The sequence below is a fragment of the Salinibacterium sp. 10G20-15 genome (genome assembly GCF_057365065.1).
Genome location: NZ_CP195118.1, coordinates 1,230,951 through 1,247,430 on the forward strand (window position 1 = coordinate 1,230,951; position 16,480 = coordinate 1,247,430).

12 protein-coding genes are annotated in these 16,480 nt (G+C 64.8%); 8 read left to right on the top strand and 4 right to left on the bottom strand.

Features of this window, described 5'->3' with window-relative positions:
- The first annotated feature begins 1 nt into the window (after nt 1).
- The 5 genes from ACR3YK_RS05930 to ACR3YK_RS05950 all read left to right on the top strand — a co-directional run bounded on the left by ACR3YK_RS05930 (nt 2) and on the right by ACR3YK_RS05950 (nt 5,362).
- On the top strand, nt 2-955 hold the full coding sequence (locus ACR3YK_RS05930; RefSeq protein ID WP_486176283.1) for an ABC transporter permease: 954 nt from the start codon (nt 2-4) through the stop codon (nt 953-955).
- Nucleotides 952-1,845: an ABC transporter ATP-binding protein gene (locus tag ACR3YK_RS05935; RefSeq protein ID WP_486176284.1), complete on the top strand. Its 894-nt coding sequence runs from the start codon at nt 952-954 to the stop codon at nt 1,843-1,845. The genes ACR3YK_RS05930 and ACR3YK_RS05935 overlap by 4 nt, the downstream gene beginning before the upstream one ends.
- Nucleotides 1,842-2,693, top strand: coding sequence for an ABC transporter permease (locus ACR3YK_RS05940; protein ID WP_486176285.1), 852 nt, complete (start codon nt 1,842-1,844; stop codon nt 2,691-2,693). The genes ACR3YK_RS05935 and ACR3YK_RS05940 overlap by 4 nt, the downstream gene beginning before the upstream one ends.
- A 97-nt stretch (nt 2,694-2,790) precedes the next feature.
- Nucleotides 2,791-3,942, top strand: coding sequence for an ABC transporter substrate-binding protein (locus tag ACR3YK_RS05945; RefSeq protein WP_486176286.1), 1,152 nt, complete (start codon nt 2,791-2,793; stop codon nt 3,940-3,942).
- A 97-nt stretch (nt 3,943-4,039) separates the two neighbouring features.
- On the top strand, nt 4,040-5,362 hold the full coding sequence (locus ACR3YK_RS05950) for an aminotransferase class III-fold pyridoxal phosphate-dependent enzyme (RefSeq protein ID WP_486176287.1): 1,323 nt from the start codon (nt 4,040-4,042) through the stop codon (nt 5,360-5,362).
- A gap of 16 nt (nt 5,363-5,378) precedes the next feature.
- Here ACR3YK_RS05950 and ACR3YK_RS05955 read toward each other — a convergent pair whose 3' ends face one another.
- The 4 genes from ACR3YK_RS05955 to ACR3YK_RS05970 form a co-directional block, all read right to left on the bottom strand.
- Nucleotides 5,379-7,313, bottom strand: a complete 1,935-nt coding sequence (locus ACR3YK_RS05955) for a YcaO-like family protein (RefSeq protein WP_486176288.1) — start codon at nt 7,311-7,313, stop codon at nt 5,379-5,381.
- Between the two features lie 32 nt (nt 7,314-7,345).
- The gene (locus ACR3YK_RS05960) at nt 7,346-9,643 is read right to left on the bottom strand and encodes a YcaO-like family protein (protein WP_486176289.1); all 2,298 of its coding nucleotides are present in this window, start codon (nt 9,641-9,643) and stop codon (nt 7,346-7,348) included.
- Between the two features lie 223 nt (nt 9,644-9,866).
- Nucleotides 9,867-11,702: an ABC transporter ATP-binding protein gene (locus tag ACR3YK_RS05965; RefSeq protein WP_486176290.1), complete on the bottom strand. Its 1,836-nt coding sequence runs from the start codon at nt 11,700-11,702 to the stop codon at nt 9,867-9,869.
- Nucleotides 11,699-13,519: an ABC transporter ATP-binding protein/permease gene (locus ACR3YK_RS05970; RefSeq protein WP_486176291.1), complete on the bottom strand. Its 1,821-nt coding sequence runs from the start codon at nt 13,517-13,519 to the stop codon at nt 11,699-11,701. Before ACR3YK_RS05970 ends, ACR3YK_RS05965 begins: the two co-directional genes overlap by 4 nt.
- A 77-nt stretch (nt 13,520-13,596) precedes the next feature.
- Here ACR3YK_RS05970 and ACR3YK_RS05975 point away from each other — a divergent pair, with 77 nt between their 5' ends.
- The 3 genes from ACR3YK_RS05975 (at nt 13,597) to ACR3YK_RS05985 (ending at nt 16,473) form a co-directional block, all read left to right on the top strand.
- Nucleotides 13,597-14,628, top strand: a complete 1,032-nt coding sequence (locus tag ACR3YK_RS05975; protein WP_486176292.1) for a FecCD family ABC transporter permease — start codon at nt 13,597-13,599, stop codon at nt 14,626-14,628.
- Between the two features lie 76 nt (nt 14,629-14,704).
- The gene (locus ACR3YK_RS05980) at nt 14,705-15,721 is read left to right on the top strand and encodes an ABC transporter substrate-binding protein (protein ID WP_486176293.1); all 1,017 of its coding nucleotides are present in this window, start codon (nt 14,705-14,707) and stop codon (nt 15,719-15,721) included.
- Nucleotides 15,718-16,473, top strand: coding sequence for an ABC transporter ATP-binding protein (locus tag ACR3YK_RS05985; protein ID WP_486176294.1), 756 nt, complete (start codon nt 15,718-15,720; stop codon nt 16,471-16,473). The genes ACR3YK_RS05980 and ACR3YK_RS05985 overlap by 4 nt, the downstream gene beginning before the upstream one ends.
- Nucleotides 16,474-16,480: the final 7 nt, after the last annotated feature.

Sequence of the window (16,480 nt, forward strand, 5' to 3'; positions counted from 1 at the left end):
GATGACGGCAACCCACAACGACAAGCGCGGGGAGGTTGCCGTCCGCCCCGCGAGTTCGCCGGGTGCGCTGGCTAACCCCGCGCGCGCTCGGCTGCTCGGTGGCTTCGGCTGGGGCATCGCCGGCGTTCTCTTCATCGCGCTGATCTGGGAGGGCTACAAGTTCTTCGGTCCAGACAACGGTGTGCTGATTGGTGAACTCCGCGTGCTCCCGCGCACGACCGACCTGGCCATGCCGCACCTCTGGGACATGATGGTGCGGTTGGCTGAGCCGGTTACGCGCGCCGACGGTGCACTTCCCCTCTGGGCCGTCGTTGCGCTCGCCGCGCTCACCACGCTCGGCATCGCCGCCGCGGGCTGGGCGGTAGGAGTGATCGTGGGCATCGCCTTCGCGCTCCTCATGCAGCGCTGGCGCCTCGCCGAATTCGGACTGCTGCCGTGGATCGTCATCAGCCAGACCGTGCCGCTCATCGCCTTCGCCCCCGTGGTGAAGAGCTGGGGCTCCCGCGTCGAGATCGGCTCGTTCGAGTGGCAAGACTGGATGTCGGTCGCACTCATTGCGAGCTACCTCGCGTTCTTCCCGATTACGGTCGGCGCGCTCAAGGGGCTGCAGTCTCCCGACCGCATCCACGTTGAGCTGTTCGAAACCTACGCTTCGGGCTACTGGCCGACTCTGCTGCGCTTGCGAATGCCGGCATCCGTTCCGTATCTTCTTCCGGCACTTCGCCTCGGTGCGGCTAACGCCGTCATCGGTGCGGTTGTTGCCGAAGTCTCAACGGGGCTTCAAGGCGGCATCGGTCGCTTACTTATTCAGTTTGCCGGTCAAGCATCGGGTGACCCCTCTAAGGCGTGGGGCCCCATCTTCGGCGCGATCGTTCTCGGGCTTGTTGCGGCCGGTTCGGTCGCCCTGCTCGGCGTGATTCTCAAGGACTACAGACGAACCGAGGAGGCCGCATGAGCGACCAGATCCCGACCACTACTTCTGCCATCAACCTCGGTGCCAGCGTGACAGCGGATGCCGCTGCCGTGCAGGTGCGCGGAGTCAACAAGCAGTTTCAGACCGCGACCGGCATCGTGCATGCGCTCGAGAACATCGACCTCACGGTTCAGGCCGGCGAGTTCGTTTCGCTCATTGGGCCGTCGGGCTGTGGCAAGTCGACGCTCATGCGCTTGATCGCTGACCTTGACGACCCGACCTCGGGGGAGCTGACGGTGTTTGGCAAGACCGCTACCCAGGCTCGCCTCGATCAGGACTACGGCATCGCGTTCCAGCAGGCCGGGCTATTGCCGTGGCGCTCGGTGGCCGCGAACGTTGCGCTTCCGCTCGAACTGCACGGCGTCGCATCCGCTGCCCGTCGCACTCGCGTTGCGGAACTTCTCGACATGGTGGGCCTCACCGAGTTTGCCGACCGCTTTCCCGATCAGCTCTCGGGCGGAATGCAGCAGCGCGTTGCCATTGCGCGGTCGCTGGCGGAACAGCCGCGCCTGCTGTTGATGGATGAGCCCTTCGGAGCGCTCGACGAGATGACCCGCGAGAAGATGCAGACCGACCTCGTGCGCATTGCCGCCGACACCGGTGCTGCCGTCGTCTTCGTGACGCACTCGATTCCCGAAGCCGTGTTTCTCTCTGACCGCGTCGTCGTCATGTCGCCGCGACCGGGCCGCATCAGCCAAATCGTTCCTATGCGATTGGATGCCGCTGACGGCCGCGAAGAACGCGACGACGACTTGCGCGAAGCATCCTCCTTCTTCGAAATGGTTACCGAGGTGCGGGAAGCTCTGCACGGCGGAGCCGACCACTCGACCAGTGATGGTGTGGCCACAGCGCGGGGAGTGGACACTCGATGAGCGCGAGCACCAGTACTTCTGCGAACACGATCGTCGGTCGCGGAGTAGGAGCGCGCCGGTCGAAAGGCTGGAGCCCGCGCACGGAAGCGACGCTGCGCATCGTGGCCCCGATCAGCTTCGGGCTGATCGTGCTCGTGATCTGGCAACTGCTCGTGACCGTTGGTGGTGTCTCGGACTACCTGCTGCCCAGCCCGATCTCGATCGTGACGGAGCTCGTTGAGTTCTGGCCCTCGGTGGTGTCGGCAACGGCGCTCACCGGGACTAACAGTCTGCTCGGCCTCGTGGTCGGCTCGCTCGTCGGAATCGTCGGGGCAGCGCTCGCGGCCCGCTCGCGCATCGTCGACCAAATGAGTGCCCCGATCGTGGCGGCCCTCGCGGTGGTTCCGATCGTGGCTCTCGCCCCCGTGCTCAACTCGATGTTTGGCGCCGACAGCCAGTTCGGCCGCCAAGCGATTGCGGCCATTGCCTCATTTGTGCCGATCTTCATCAACACGTTGCGGGGGTTTCGCCAGACGAAGCCCGTGCACCGCGACCTGATGAAGGCCTACGCCACGAACTCCGGACAGATGCTGATGAAGCTCACGCTGCCCACCGCACGTCCCTTCATCTTGACCGGCATCCGCATCGCCTCCTCGCTCGCCGTGATCTCCGCCCTCGTAGCGGAATACTTCGGCGGACCGCGCGGAGGGCTCGGCAGCCTGATTGCAACCTCGGCAGCCTCTAGCGCGTATGGCCGCGCTTGGGCGTATGTCGTGGCATCCATTGCTCTCGGTCTGCTCTTCTACCTAGCGACGCTCGCCCTCGAACGACTGGTGCTGCGTCGCGTACCGACCGGGGGTTCCCGATGAGAACAGCCCGCGCAGCACAAGGAAGGAGATAACCGCTCCACCCGCAGTACAGCAGTACCGCAGTATCCACTTGCACCGTGAATCTGGAAGGTCTGACATGAAGTTCACCAAACGCCGCTCACTAGCGGCCGGAGCGTTTGCCGTAACGGCAGCGGTCCTCCTCGCAGCATGCTCCACCGGCGACGGAAGCGACAGCGGTTCGTCCGAGAACGCTGACGGCCTCACCGAAGTGAAGCTCCAACTCCAATGGCTCCCTCAGGGACAGTTCGCTGGCTACTTTGCTGCCGCCGATCAGGGCTACTTTGAAGAAGAGGGCCTTGACGTCGAAATCATCCCGTCGGGCGGCGACATCGTTCCGCAAGACGCTCTCGCTAACGGCGACGTTGACTACGCCGTAGCCTGGGTTCCCAAGGTTCTCGGCTCCATCGAACAGGGCGCCAACCTCACCAACATTGCCCAGATCTTCCAGAAGTCGGGCACGCTTCAGGTCTCGTGGGCTGACTCGGGTATTGACTCGGTCGCCGACTTCGAGGGCAAGAAGATTGGTTCGTGGGGCTTCGGAAACGAGTGGGAAATCTTCGCAGCAATGGCTGCTGAGGGACTCGACTCCTCCACCGTGCAGATCATCACGCAGGACTTCAACATGAACGCCTTCCTGCAGGGTGACATCGACGCCGCTCAGGCCATGACGTACAACGAGTACGCCCAGCTGCTTGAGTCGACCGACCCCGACACCGGAGAGCTTTACCAGCCCTCTGACTTCAACGTCATCAGCTACGAAGAGACCGTTGGCGCCATGCTCCAGGATGCGATCTGGGCTGACACCGAGCGTCTCGACAGCGACGAGGACTACCAAGACACCACGGTCGCCTTCCTCAAGGCCGTCGTCAAGGGTTGGATCTACGCTGCTGAGAACCCCGAGTCTGCTGCCGAAGGCACCGTTGCTGCCGGTTCCGGTTGGGGCCCCAGCCACGAACTGTGGATGGTCAACGAAACCAACAAGCTGATCTGGCCGGCCGCTAACGGCATCGGCGTCATCGACGAAGCTGCGTGGGACCGCACCGTAGAGGGTGCCATCAGCGCCGTCAACGAGTCGGGCGCAAGCCCCATCACCACGGCCCCGCCGGCAACGGCATGGTCGAACGACTGGATCATGAAGGCGCTTGAAGAACTCGAAGCCGATGGTGTCGACACCACCGGTTCCAGCTTCGAGCCCATCGACGTCACCCTCCTCGAGGGCGGCAACTAGTCGCACTGGACGCTAATCGGATGCCGCCCTTACGCTCGTGAGGGCGGCATTCGTTTTCGCAGAAGCACTGTTTCCTTGCTCAGAAAGGCCTCGCGCCATGACCGGACCCCACGACGACCTCGACGCCTACGCGCTCGAACTCGATCAGGCGCACATCTTTCATTCGTGGTCGGCGCAGACTCCCGCCCACGCTGCGGCCGTGAGCATCACGAGTGGGCTCGGCACCCGCGTGTGGGATCACGCCGGAAATGAGTATCTCGACTTTTCTAGCCAGCACGTTAATGTGAATTTGGGGCACCAGCATCCGGCCCTGCTCGAAGCGATCCGGGTGCAGTCTCAGTTGCTCGCGACGATCTCACCGCCGACCGCCAACATCACGCGGGGCGAGGCTGCGAAACGTCTGGCAGCGATTGCGCCCGAGGGATTCAACCGCGTGTTCTTTACTAACGGCGGCTCTGACGCCAACGAGAATGCGATGCGGATGGCGCGGCTCTACACTGGACGCGACAAGATTCTCTCGGCGTACCGCTCGTATCACGGCAACACCGGCAGCAGCATTGTGGCCACCGGTGACCCGCGCCGCATCCCGAACGAGTTCGCGCGCGGCCACGTGCACTTCTTCGGCCCCTACCTGTTCCGCAGCGAATTCTGGGCGACGACGCCCGAGCAAGAGAGCGAGCGTGCGCTGCAGCACTTGCGGCGCGTGATTGAAGCCGAAGGTGCGCAGACGATCGCGGCCGTGCTGCTCGAACCCGTGCCGGGAACTCCGGGCATCCTGCTGCCGCCGCCCGGCTACCTCGCGGGCGTGCGCGAACTGTGTGACGAGCACGGCATCCTGCTGATCTTCGACGAAGTGATGTGTGGCTTCGGGCGCACCGGTGAGTGGTTCGCGTTCGACGCCTTCGATGCGCGCCCCGACCTCGTGACCTTCGCCAAGGGCGTGAACTCGGGCTATGTTCCCATCGGCGGTGTGATCATCGATGACCCGATCGCGGCGCACTTCAACGACCGGGTGTTCCCCGGCGGTCTCACCTACTCGGGGCATCCGTTGGCAGCGGCCACCGTCGTGGCGTCGCTCGACACCATCGCCTCCGAAGGCGTACTCGAGCACGTGCGCGACATCTCAGAGAACCACTTGGGGCCAGCGCTGCACGCGCTCGCCGAGCGTCATCCATCAATCGGCGAAGTGCGCGGTCGCGGAGTGTTCTGGGCCCTCGAACTCGTGACCGATCGGGCGACCCGTGAACCTGTGCCCGCCGCAACGATGGGGCGCATTCGGGCTGGCCTTGTGGAGCGCGGGCTGCTGCCCTTTGTCTCAGAGAACCGCATCCACGTTCTGCCCCCGTGTATTGTCACGCCCGCCGAAATCGCTGAGGCGATGGAGATTTACGATGCGGTGCTGACGGCGGAGTTGGGTTAGTCAGGCGCAGCGTGTCTCACCATCCGGGGTAGGGGCCCGGGTTGGGGGCGGCATCCCAACCAAGGGTTTCGCGAGCCTCGGCTACGCGGCCGAACGGAGCGAGCGGAAAAGCTGCGGGTTGTAAGCGTGCGAACCCGGGGATGATGGCTCGCACAGCGTGAAAGCCTGCCGCCCTTACTCGGTCGGTTGTGACATCCACGGTGATGAGGGTGCTTGCGACGGCGGCGGCTGGCGACAGGCCCTGATGCGGTTGCGGACGGGGTTTCATGCGCGGTTGAGTGCGTTGACGCGCGTGCTCGATGACAGCGGGATCGAGGCCGTACTGCACGTGCGCCATCGGATCGATGAGACCGCGATGTTGAGGGCCGAAAGCGTGAGCGTAGCGACGCTGGGGGTCCCACGAAACAAGGCCAGCAATTGCTCCGTTGCCGAGCGCGGCGGAGTCGCGAATGAGGCTGTTCTCCTGCGCAAGATCGTGCGCGGAGGCGTGCTGAATGAGCGCCTCCACGACGGCGAGTTCGCTCGCGGTGTCGCCGTCGGTGTGTGCCGCGAACCCGAGCGAGAGGATGGTGTTGTTCACGTCATCCACCACGGCGAGACGCACGGGAATGCCCGTGGTCGACGGGATGGCGAGGATGTGAACCTTCAGTTCGGACTCCGCGAAAACGGTCGCGACCGATTGCGGTAGTGGAACCGCGCTCGCGGCGGCCGTCGATGACCACCACACCGCCACGGCATCGTGGGCCACGGCATGGGCGGCGGCTCGTTCGGTGGCGTCGGCCAGAGTGCGCCCGGCCTGTTGCCCCACCAGGTTGTTGGTGTTCGTAGCGAGCGCTGAGGTGCGACTGCCGCGCAAGTAATCGGCGAATACAAGACTCTGCGGCACCCAGATGTCTCCTGCCGCATCCTGACCCCGAACCCAATCGATGCGCGTATCGGCGCGCAGCTCGACGAAGGGGAATCCGGCCAGCGCGTGCAAGGCCGGATCGTGGGGCTGCCACGCCGCGATCTCGAAAGCTCGCTCATGGGTCTGCTGCAGTTCGGTAAGCGAAGCGCGCGTGCGGACGCCCTGCTCAAGGTCGGCCCCGCAATAGTGGGCGATGCCCGAAAGCAACGCGGGCTCGAGCAACTGTGGCTCAGAGCGCGAGCCATCGTCGAGCGCTCCGGCGGGAGCCAGAGCATCCGGAGTGAACGTGGCCTTGACGCTCCGCAAGTGCGGTAACTCGGCGTGCCAGTGAACGAATCCGGTCGGCAGTGGTGCGAGATTGGTGCGTCGTCGTACCTGGTGCAGGATGCCGGTCACCGGGTCAACGAGGGGCGCCGGGGTGAGCGCGTGGGTGGCCCAGCGGCCGTTGCGCCAGCGCTCGAGGATGCCGGGGCGGGGCGCGAGGATGGAGTCGTCGTTGAGGTCACCAGCATCGATGCGGGTGGCGGGGGAAGTCGTGACTGTCGGCCGCATCAAGGCGGATGCCGTGGCGGGGTCAGCGATAGTCGCCGCGAGGCAGTCCGCCGCGAACTGGGCGCTGCCGACGGCGCTTCCCGCTTCGAGCAGCAGTCGATGCCAGTGCCCCGCGAAGGGGAAGAGAACGCCGAACGACATCGTGGGCTCGTCACTGTCGCCGTCATCGGCGCCGCAGTCACAGGAGCAGCCGCCGACACTGTTGTCGAGAAGCCGAGCGAGGCCGAGCATTTCCAGTACCGAATCGAACCGAACGTCGTGAGGCGATACTCGGGGAAGCGGCGTCGGTTGCACGGTGACACGAAGTCGTTCCCGAAGGTCGGCGGTCACCGCGCTCGCCGCCACCGCAAGGTGCCACAACTGGCCATCGCTCCCCACCGCAATGCACGATTCTGCTGCGAGCGGCACGAGCGCGATTCGCTGCTCGGGCGCCGGCCCGGCGGCAGCGACCGTCGTCGCCACCGCCGCGTCCACTGTGTTCGCAGAGTTCACTAAGTCGTCCGTACCCTGCGTCGCCTCTGTCATTACGCGTGCGGCAGCGGGAAGTAGTTGAGGTCGGCCTCGGCGAGGGGAGTGTCACGCCATCCGAGTTCCACCGCGAGATCTTGCACGCGACGCTTGCCCAAGAACGGGAAAGCGGCGGGCGCGTTACCCACGGTGCCGGGAACGATGACGCGCACTGCCGCCATGCCGGTGCTCGCGACATCCGCCGACGTAATGTCGACGACGATCACTTCGTGACCCTGTGCTTCGATAGCGGCCTGATAGCCCGCAACCGAACGATCGGGCAGCGCGGGGATGTCACCGATGGGGCGGCGAGCGGGGCGATCGACGAGCGGTGCCACGTGGTCAACCGCACGGGAGTCGAGCAAGACTTGCTGCTGCACCATGAGGTCGTCGCAGTCGCGCATGTCGTCACGGTAGGAGTCGAGGTACGCGCGGTCGGCACGCCACGGCTTGAACGAACGGCTGTTGAGCTCACCGCGCGCCATCGCATCCCAGTGAGCGCCATCGGTGCGCAGCAAATCACGGCTGCCTTCTTGCAGGGTGCACGCTTCGGTCCACGCCTTGAGGGCGGCAGCCTCAGCCGTGTTGCGGCAGGCGAAACCGACGTTCACGAGAGTGTCGACATCGTTGTGCAGGATGCCCGCTGCCACCGGAACGCCAAACTCGTTGTCGAGCATGACAATCGAGGGGCGCTGGCCGTAGGAGTCCGGAACGCCAGCCCAGAGAGCATCCATTTCGGGCGTCGGAACGATCGCGGCGTGCTGCTGTTCGTTGAGCCACCACACCATCGTGACGTGGCGTTCGATGATTTCTTCGAGTGCGGAGGCGACCGCGTACTCCATGTTCGGCCCGGCCGCGATGCCGGCGAAGGGGCAGAAGTTGGTGACGGGAGCGGCCGAGTATCCAGCCGTGAACCAGTTCACGTAGACCATGCTCGCGGGCACCAGAATGTCGTCGTTGGTCGTGAGCGAGCGACCGGGAACCCAGTGGATGGGGAGATCGGCCGTCATGCGCACGAACGGAAAACCAGGGGTGTCGTACTGCTCGTCGGAGTACAACACGAGTGAGTCAGGGTCGAGCATCCGCACCGCTGACTTCGCCGAGAGTTCGCGGTAGCTGCCGAAGGTGACCGGCAAAGTGTCGAGAAGGTTGCCGCAGTAGCGTTCGACCGCTTCGCCCACAGCACTGGCGGCAGCTTGCCCCGGATCGTTGAATGCCGAGCCCTGGCACGAAGTGTTGTTGGCCCAGCGTGAGACGCGGCGCATGTTGCAGACATCGCTCTGAGCGGTGGCGAGTGAGGCCGGGATGCTCGGGTGGTGAGTCACAGCGCGAGTGCGTTGTACCAGGCCTGTGACCGGATCGACGAGATCGCTCACCGAGTGCGGCAACGAGTGCGAGATCACGCTCGCGGGTAGCGGGAGTACGGGATGTTCGGTTGCGCCTGTGGTTGCGACTTCCCACACGAGGTCGCCGCGCCGTTCTGTGGCGTTGGCCACAGTGCGCGCGACTGTGGCGAATACCGCTGACAAGAGCTGAGGGTGTGCGCCGCTGTCACCGCCAACAGCGGGGGTGCGCAGAGCGCGGTGAGCAACTGGGTCGAAGGCGGCCGCAAGTCGACGAGCCGCGAAGTCCTCATAGTTGGCTCCCGTGCCGGGACTCACGAACGGCCCAAGCCAGGCAACCGAGCGCGTGAGTTCGAGAGCAACCCACGGCGTGCGGGCATCAGAGCACAGGCGATCAAACGCGATGAGGGTCGCGTCATCGCCACCCCGCAGGCAGTGGACGAGCAATTCGCCCGTGCGGAACGCGCGGTGGATGACGCGCTGCCAGTCGTCGGCCGGAACAACACGCACTGCAGGTACCGAGCCTGCGTCGGCGGTGCCGCCGGCCGCGGCAGGGAGGTTGCCCATCGCAACGACCAAGGCGGAGGCAACGGCGCGATCGCCCATCACAAGCAGGTCACCGGGCTGCGCGGTTGCGCCATCGCTGTCGTCGAAAGCGACCGCATCGAACTGCGGGGCTGCGGCATCCGTATTTTCGTGGTTGTCGCTACTGCTGTCGGAGCTATCGCCGTGGGCACTCGCGAAGACATCCTCGGCGGTGAGCAGTTCGCGCAGTGCGGTCGCATTCGTCTCCCACTCGGCGGGTAACTTCGGCGAGATGGTGCCGGTCGAAAGCGCCTCCACGAGGGCGACGACGATGTCTGCGGGGAGGTCGAGAGCGAACGAGTTGCCACGCGGAGTCGTGAGGAGGGTGCGATCGCTGGGGAGCGCACGAATCTCGAGGTGAGGCGTGGTGGTGACGGTGCTGGGCATGATGCCTTCCTGCGGGCGAGAACGGGGACGAGAACGAGGAGAAGTGGGGAGCGTTTTCGGGTGCCCCGCCGCCGAGCAGCGGGGCACCCTCTGTTAAACGCGGGGGCTTAGGCCCAAGCGAATGCGGTGGACACGTGTCCGTGGTTGTTCGCGTTCGGAGCGAGGATCTGGTCCTCGTTGCGCTCGGTGGCGATCGGCGTAATGGCGATGGTCTGCATAGTTGTCACCCCCTTTCTGCGGTTGTGATGGAACTCGACAGAACCGTCGAGTGGTCGGGGGATGCTGCGGCCGGGTGGCCGAGCAGTGATCGGTACTCTGCGCTCGACGCCAGCAACTCGCGGTGGCTGCCGTCGGCGACGATGCGCCCGTTCGCGAGCAGGACCACGCGCGGAGTGCGAGCGATCGTGGCGATGCGGTGGGCAATGACGATGGTGGTTTTCCCGGTACGGCGACGAGCGATGGCGTCACCCACGGCGGCTTCGCTTACGGCATCCAAGTGCGCAGAGGTTTCGTCGAGCACGAGCACGGCGGGGTCACGCAAGAATGCTTGGGCGAGAGCAAGCCGTTGCCGTTGGCCTCCGGAGAGTGTCGCGCCGGCCTCACCGATTGTGTGGTCGAGACCTTCGGGCCACGAGCGAATGGTGGAACCGAGTGCCGCATCGTCGAGAGCGGTCCACAACTGGTAGTCAGCGGCATCCGGATTCGCCAGCAGCAAGTTCGAGCGTACGCTGCCACGAAAGAGATACGGATGCTGGCCAACGATAAGGACGTCGTCGCGCACGTGTTCGCCGGCGCGCGCTCGCAGCGGCACCCCATCGAGCAGGATGTCGCCCTGAGTGGCATCCCAAAACCGTACGAGTAGCGCGCCCATGGTCGACTTTCCTGAACCGGAGGCGCCCACGATGGCCACGGTTTCCCCTGCGGTGATCTGAAGATCGATGCCGGTGAGCACGGGTTCGGTGGGGGAATAGCCGAAGTGCACGTCGGCGAAAGTGATCGCGCCGGCAGCGCGCGAGCCATCAGCCGCGTGGGTGCCAGTCGGATCCGCGACAACGCTCGGCGCCTTAATAACCTCCATGACACGTTCGGCCGCCGCCGACACATCGCCCAACTTCTGAGCGACCGCGAAGATCGCAACGGCCGGCGCGAAGGTAGCGGCAGTCAGCACGAGCACCACGGGGAACAGTCCCGCAGCGAGCTCGCCCGCGGCGACGCGGTCGGCCTGCACGACCAAGGTGGTGATGGTCGTGACGGCGACAACGGCGTCCGCCAACGCGGTTTCGATGCCGGAACGAAGGGCAAAGGACCGTTTGCGGCGCTGCAATCGACGAGTGGCGGTGCGCACTTCGTCTACGTGGCGAGCGCTCAGCCCGAGGGCGAGAAGCTCGCGCAGACTCTCGGCGCCCTCAAACGAAATAGCAGTGAGGCGACCCAATTCGGAGCGAACGGCGCGGCCCTGGCGAGCCTGAAGCGAAGCAAAGAGCGACGGAATCGAGACGAGCGCGAGCGCGCCGCCGAGGGCGATGAATCCCGTGGGCCCCACGAGAACAACGAGCGTCGCGGTGACAACGAGTGGCCCCACCACGGCATTCGCGGCAGAGCCGAGCGTGTGTGCGTAAAACCATTCGAGGGCTTCCACGTCGGCCATTGCAGAGCCCGCGACCTCGCCGGCCCGGCGTCGTTTCATGCCGGCGGGAGTGATGCGTTCGATGGCGTCGTGCACTTTCAGTCGCAGCGTTTCGATCACCCGGTACGCGAGCACGTGACTCAACCACGACTCAACCCAGGTGAAGAGGCCGTTCGCGATTACCGCGATCACGAGGCCGATCGCGAGCACCGCGACGATTCCGGAACCGAGGTCAACGTCGGTTGATTGCGTCGTCACGGCGGCGGCAAGGCCAACGCTGATCGCGCCGGTGGCAGCGGCGAACAACTGAAACGCCGTCATGCTCAGCGTCGACCGCAGCAAGAGCATCCGCTGTGATTCCAAAACCGAGAGAAGTTGGATGATCGGGCCGAGTAGCCGCACCGGCGTCGAGTTCAGCAACACAAGTTTCATGCCAGAACCCCCGAGGTTTGCGCGGCGTGCAGCCGAGTGAGAACGCCGTCGCGGGCGAGCAGGTCGTTGTAGGTCCCCGATTCGGCGAGGCATCCATTCTCGAAAACGAGCACGAGGTCGGCGCTGCGGATGGGGGCGAGCCGGTGAGCAATAACGATCACGGTGCGAGCAGAACCGTCTGCCCTGCGGGTTTCACGCAGTCGCTCAAGGATCGCGTTTTCACGGCGAGCATCGAGCGCGCTGGAGGCCTCGTCGAGCAACAGGATCGGGCTGTCGCGCAGGAGCGCGCGAGCGATCGCGAGGCGTTGGCGTTGACCGCCCGAGAGCAGCCCGCCGTTGTCACCGACCGGTGCATCAAGCCCACCACGGCTGGGGTCGAGCAGCTCTTCGGCACCCGCATCGAACAGCGCGCGGGAGAGATCGCTATCGCTCGCCCCGGGAGCAACGAGGTGCAGGTTGTGGCGGATGCTGCCCGTGAAGAGAACCGGATCTTGCGCGACGAGCGACACGCGCGGCGAGCATCCTTCGTGCCCGAGGAGTGCTGTGGATGCTCCTGCGATGACGAGCTCACCCGTCGTGGGTTGCGCAAAACCGAGCATCGCTGAGGCGAAGGTCGACTTGCCCGAGCCGGACTCTCCAACGATGGCGACCGTGGACCCTGTAGGGATAGTGAAGTTGAGGTTGTGCAGCGCATCGCTGTCGGCGCCAGGGTAGCGAAAGCTGAGACTGTCAGCGCGTACGACAATGTCGGAGGGGTGAGCTGCCGGATGCGGTGAGGTGAGACCGTGAGGTGCGGCTGCTGTCACGCCGGTCGCAGCTGCAGCCGCAGTCGCAGTCACAGCCCCGCCGGTCACACCGCTACCGACCTGCTCGGCATTCGCGAGCAGTGCCGAAATCCGGTTGCCCGCCGAGACTCCGGCGTAGCCCGCGTGCCAGTACTGCGAGAGGTCGCGGAACGGCCGGAACACCTCGAACGACAGCATCGTCACGAGAAAGAGGGTGGTGGGGGCGAGCTCGCCACTGCTGACGCGGGCGGCGCCCACGAGCAGGGCGACGGCGGGGCCGGCAACGAGAAAGAAGCTCGTGAGGCCTGATTCGACCAGGGAGAGCTTCAGCTGCGAGAGCGTCGCGCTGAGCAGCGAGTCTCCGGCTGCCGAGAGCTGCTGGCGGCGAAGGTGCACAGCGCCGAGCGCTTTGAGAGTGGGCATCCCGCGGATTGAATCCACGACATCCGCGTGCAACGACGAGTAGGCGGCCCAGTGCTGTTCGCCGCGTCCGGCGAGGGCGGCATCCCAGAAGCGCGGGATGAAGGGCACGGCCAGCGCTATGGCGCCGACCACGATTCCGACTACGGGGTCGATCATGATCAGCGCCGCTACGAGGGACCCTCCGGTGACGAAGGTCACCACGAGCTGCGGGAGGTAGCGGCCAAAGTAAGGTTCCAAGTTTTCAACGGCGTCAACGAGAAGCGATTGTCGTTCGCCGCTGCGAGAAGCGCTGCTCGCGAGCGGGCCCGCGGCGATTTCTGCGGCGAGGATACGGCTGCGCAATTGCACTTTGATGCGGCCGGCGACAGCGTGCACGGTGAGTTCGCGCGCCATCGAGAGCACCGGGCGTACGAGTAGCGCGCCCGCAAAAACGACGGTCGCGACAGTGAGACTCTCCAGCGCCGCACCGGTGACGATGCCCGTGAAGAGCTCAGCGGTAGCGATGGCTTGCGCAATGGCGACAGCGCTCAGGGCGATGCCAGCGAGCACGATGGCGCTCAGTAGTGCGGTGGCAGTTCCGGCGAGCCGGAGTAGGCGGAAGTGGATCACAAGGCCTCGGTCTAATTTGACTTAATAATGAGAATCGTTATCAATTAAGTATCACAGTCCCCCAACGAAACGAAACCGTGACAGCAATAGTGCGACTATCTCGAGGCACGTGGATCACCGCATTGAGCATCATCCTCCTGGCGTCAGCGATCGTGACGGTCGGCATCGGACCCGTTGCGATCAGCCCCGACATCGTCACCCGCGTGATCGCCTTTCACGCCTTTGGCATCGGTGAGCAGACTCCCGGATCCGACGACAACATCGTCTGGCTCATCCGCGTTCCCCGCGTTGTGCTGGGAATCCTCGTCGGCGCCGCCCTCGCGATGACGGGCGTCGCGGTGCAATCGCTCGTGCGTAATCCGCTCGCCGACCCGTACCTCTTGGGAATCTCATCTGGCGCATCCACGGGCGCAGCCGCCAGTATTCTCTTCGGATTCGGTGCGGGTGCCGGCGCTCTCGCCTTGACCGGCAGCGCGTTCCTCGGCGCTGCGGCCGCCATCGTTCTCGTGTTCTCGATCGCCCGTCTCGGCGGTCGCCTCATCCCGACCCGACTCGTGTTCGCCGGCATCGCAGTGAGTTTCGCCCTCGCAGCCCTCACCAATTTCTTGGTGTTCGCGAGCGACTCCCGCGACGGCACGCGAGCGGTGCTGTTCTGGATGCTCGGCTCGCTCGGTCAGGCCCGCTGGCAGTCACTGCCCATCGCCCTGGCTGGAGTCGCGATCGCCGCCTTTTTCTTGATGCTGTGGTCGCGAAAGCTCGACGCGATCGCCATCGGCGACGACACAGCGCGCGCCCTTGGCACCAATCCCACGCGCTTTCGAGCGGTCGCGGCGTTGATCGTCAGCGTCGCGATAGCTGCCGCTGTGTCGGTATCGGGAGCGATCGGTTTCGTGGGGCTCGTTGTTCCTCACCTCGCGCGACGCCTCGTTGGTTCGACCCATCGAGTGTCGTTGCCTGTCGCCGGTCTGCTCGGCGGAACCCTGCTGATTTGGGCAGACGCTCTGGCTCGCACCGCTTTTGCTCCACGAGAACTCCCGCTCGGGGTGCTCACCGCACTCATCGGCACACCGCTCTTGATCGCTCTCGTTCGTCGGCTCAATGCCCGCTAACTCGGTGTCGAGAAACCGCTTTATCCACCTTGGTCAACCGACCGAAGAACCACCCCAACAAGAAAGAAAACCCCTGATGGACCACACAATAACCCGACGTAATGCGGCGCGACTGCCGCTGATTTCTGTTGCAACCGCAGCACTCCTCTTGGGAGTCGCAGGCTGCGCAACTTCTAGTGCCAGCGAGACAGAGGGCGAGTCCGCGACCAGCGCGGGCTACCCAGTTTCCATCGACAACTGTGGCGCTGACCTCACGATCGAGAGCGAGCCGCAGAGCATCCTCACCATCGGCACATCAGCACTCTCTCTGCTTGACGCTGCCGGGGCCGCCGACCGCATTGTTGCCCGCTCGGGCGAGTTTGGCGCAGCGCTTCCCGAGGGAATGTCGGTCGACCTCTCTGGCGTCGAGATCGTTGACCCGTCTGACCCGACCACCGAAAAAATCGTCGGGGCTAACGCCGATGTTGTTGTCGGTTACGGACTCTTCAACTCCACGGATGAAGACCTTGCCGCCTCCGGAATCACCAACATCGTGATCGACGGCGAATGCAGCCACGACGCTGCCCTCACTGACCCGACCGACTTCGAGGCCATCTTTGCCGACATCGAACGTCTCGGCACTGTCTTCGACACGAGCGATGTTGCGGCCGAAAACGTTGCCGCCCTGCAGGCCGAACTCGATGAGCTCGAAGCGGATGCCAGTGCAGCGGCAGACCAGTCTGCGGCTGTTATCTACTACTTCTCGCCCGCATCCACCCTGTCTGCACGCGGTGGTCAAGGTATCGCAAACGACATTCTGGCGCGCGCAGGAATGAGCAACGTGTACGCAGCGGAGCCTTCCGTGTACCTCGAAACAAACATCGAAACGCTGCTGGATGCTGACCCCGAGGTCATCGTGATTGCCTACGGCCTCTACGGCGAAGACTTCGACACCGCGAAGGCACTGTTCTCTGCGGAGCCAGGAACCAGCGACCTCACCGCCGTCAAGAATGGCGCCATCATCGGCGTTCTGGCCTCCGATCTGGCACCTGACCCCGATGCCATTCGCGGGCTGCGCACCGTCATCGACAGCGCTGCCACTCTCTCCGAATGATCACTGTCGGCGACCTGTCCGTGAGATACGGGCAGGTCGCCGCCGTGGCGGGGGTCTCCCTCTCGGCACTGGATGGTGGAACCCTGGGGCTCATCGGCCCCAACGGTTCCGGCAAATCCACGGTGTTGCGTGCAATTTTGGGGGCTCTCGATTCTGCGGCGGGAACGATCATGATCGACGGGGATGACGCCCGCGCCCTGACCTCTCGCGAGCGGTCACGACGATTGGCGATTGTCGCTCAGGAGGAACCCTCGGGGCTACCGCTCACGGCGTGGGACTCGGTGATCCTCGGGCGATCGGTGCATATCTCGGGGTGGCAGAGCTACCGCGATGAAGACGAGCGTGCCGCCGAACAAGCAATGGTCGACACGGGCACGCTGCACTTGCGCGACCGCTCCATGGACGAGCTCTCGGGTGGTGAACGTCAACGCGTTCTCATCGCGCGTGCGCTCGCTCAGGCGGCCTCTCACTTGCTGCTCGACGAGCCCACCAATCACCTCGATGTGCGGTACCAACACGAACTGCTTACGGTCGTGGCGGGGCTTCCCCTCTGCACCGTCGTGGTGCTGCACGACCTCAACCTGGCGGCGCGTTACTGCGATCAACTCGTGCTGCTCGACGGCGGCACTGTCGTTGCCGCGGGCGACCCGGCGACGGTCTTGACGCCCGACAACCTTGAGCCGGTCTACGGCATCGATGTCACCCGTACCGACCTCGACGGGGTGCCGCAGTTGCTGTTCACCCCGCGCTAGGGCAGAG

Bases quoted from the DNA above. Each gene is read 5' to 3' on its own strand.
- ACR3YK_RS05930 (WP_486176283.1), top strand. From the start codon at position 2: ATGACGGCAACCCACAACGACAAGCGCGGGGAGGTTGCCGTCCGCCCC.
- ACR3YK_RS05935 (WP_486176284.1), top strand. From the start codon at position 952: ATGAGCGACCAGATCCCGACCACTACTTCTGCCATCAACCTCGGTGCC.
- ACR3YK_RS05940 (WP_486176285.1), top strand. From the start codon at position 1,842: ATGAGCGCGAGCACCAGTACTTCTGCGAACACGATCGTCGGTCGCGGA.
- ACR3YK_RS05945 (WP_486176286.1), top strand. From the start codon at position 2,791: ATGAAGTTCACCAAACGCCGCTCACTAGCGGCCGGAGCGTTTGCCGTA.
- ACR3YK_RS05950 (WP_486176287.1), top strand. From the start codon at position 4,040: ATGACCGGACCCCACGACGACCTCGACGCCTACGCGCTCGAACTCGAT.
- ACR3YK_RS05960 (WP_486176289.1), bottom strand. From the start codon at position 9,643: ATGCCCAGCACCGTCACCACCACGCCTCACCTCGAGATTCGTGCGCTC.
- ACR3YK_RS05965 (WP_486176290.1), bottom strand. From the start codon at position 11,702: ATGAAACTTGTGTTGCTGAACTCGACGCCGGTGCGGCTACTCGGCCCG.
- ACR3YK_RS05980 (WP_486176293.1), top strand. From the start codon at position 14,705: ATGGACCACACAATAACCCGACGTAATGCGGCGCGACTGCCGCTGATT.
- ACR3YK_RS05985 (WP_486176294.1), top strand. From the start codon at position 15,718: ATGATCACTGTCGGCGACCTGTCCGTGAGATACGGGCAGGTCGCCGCC.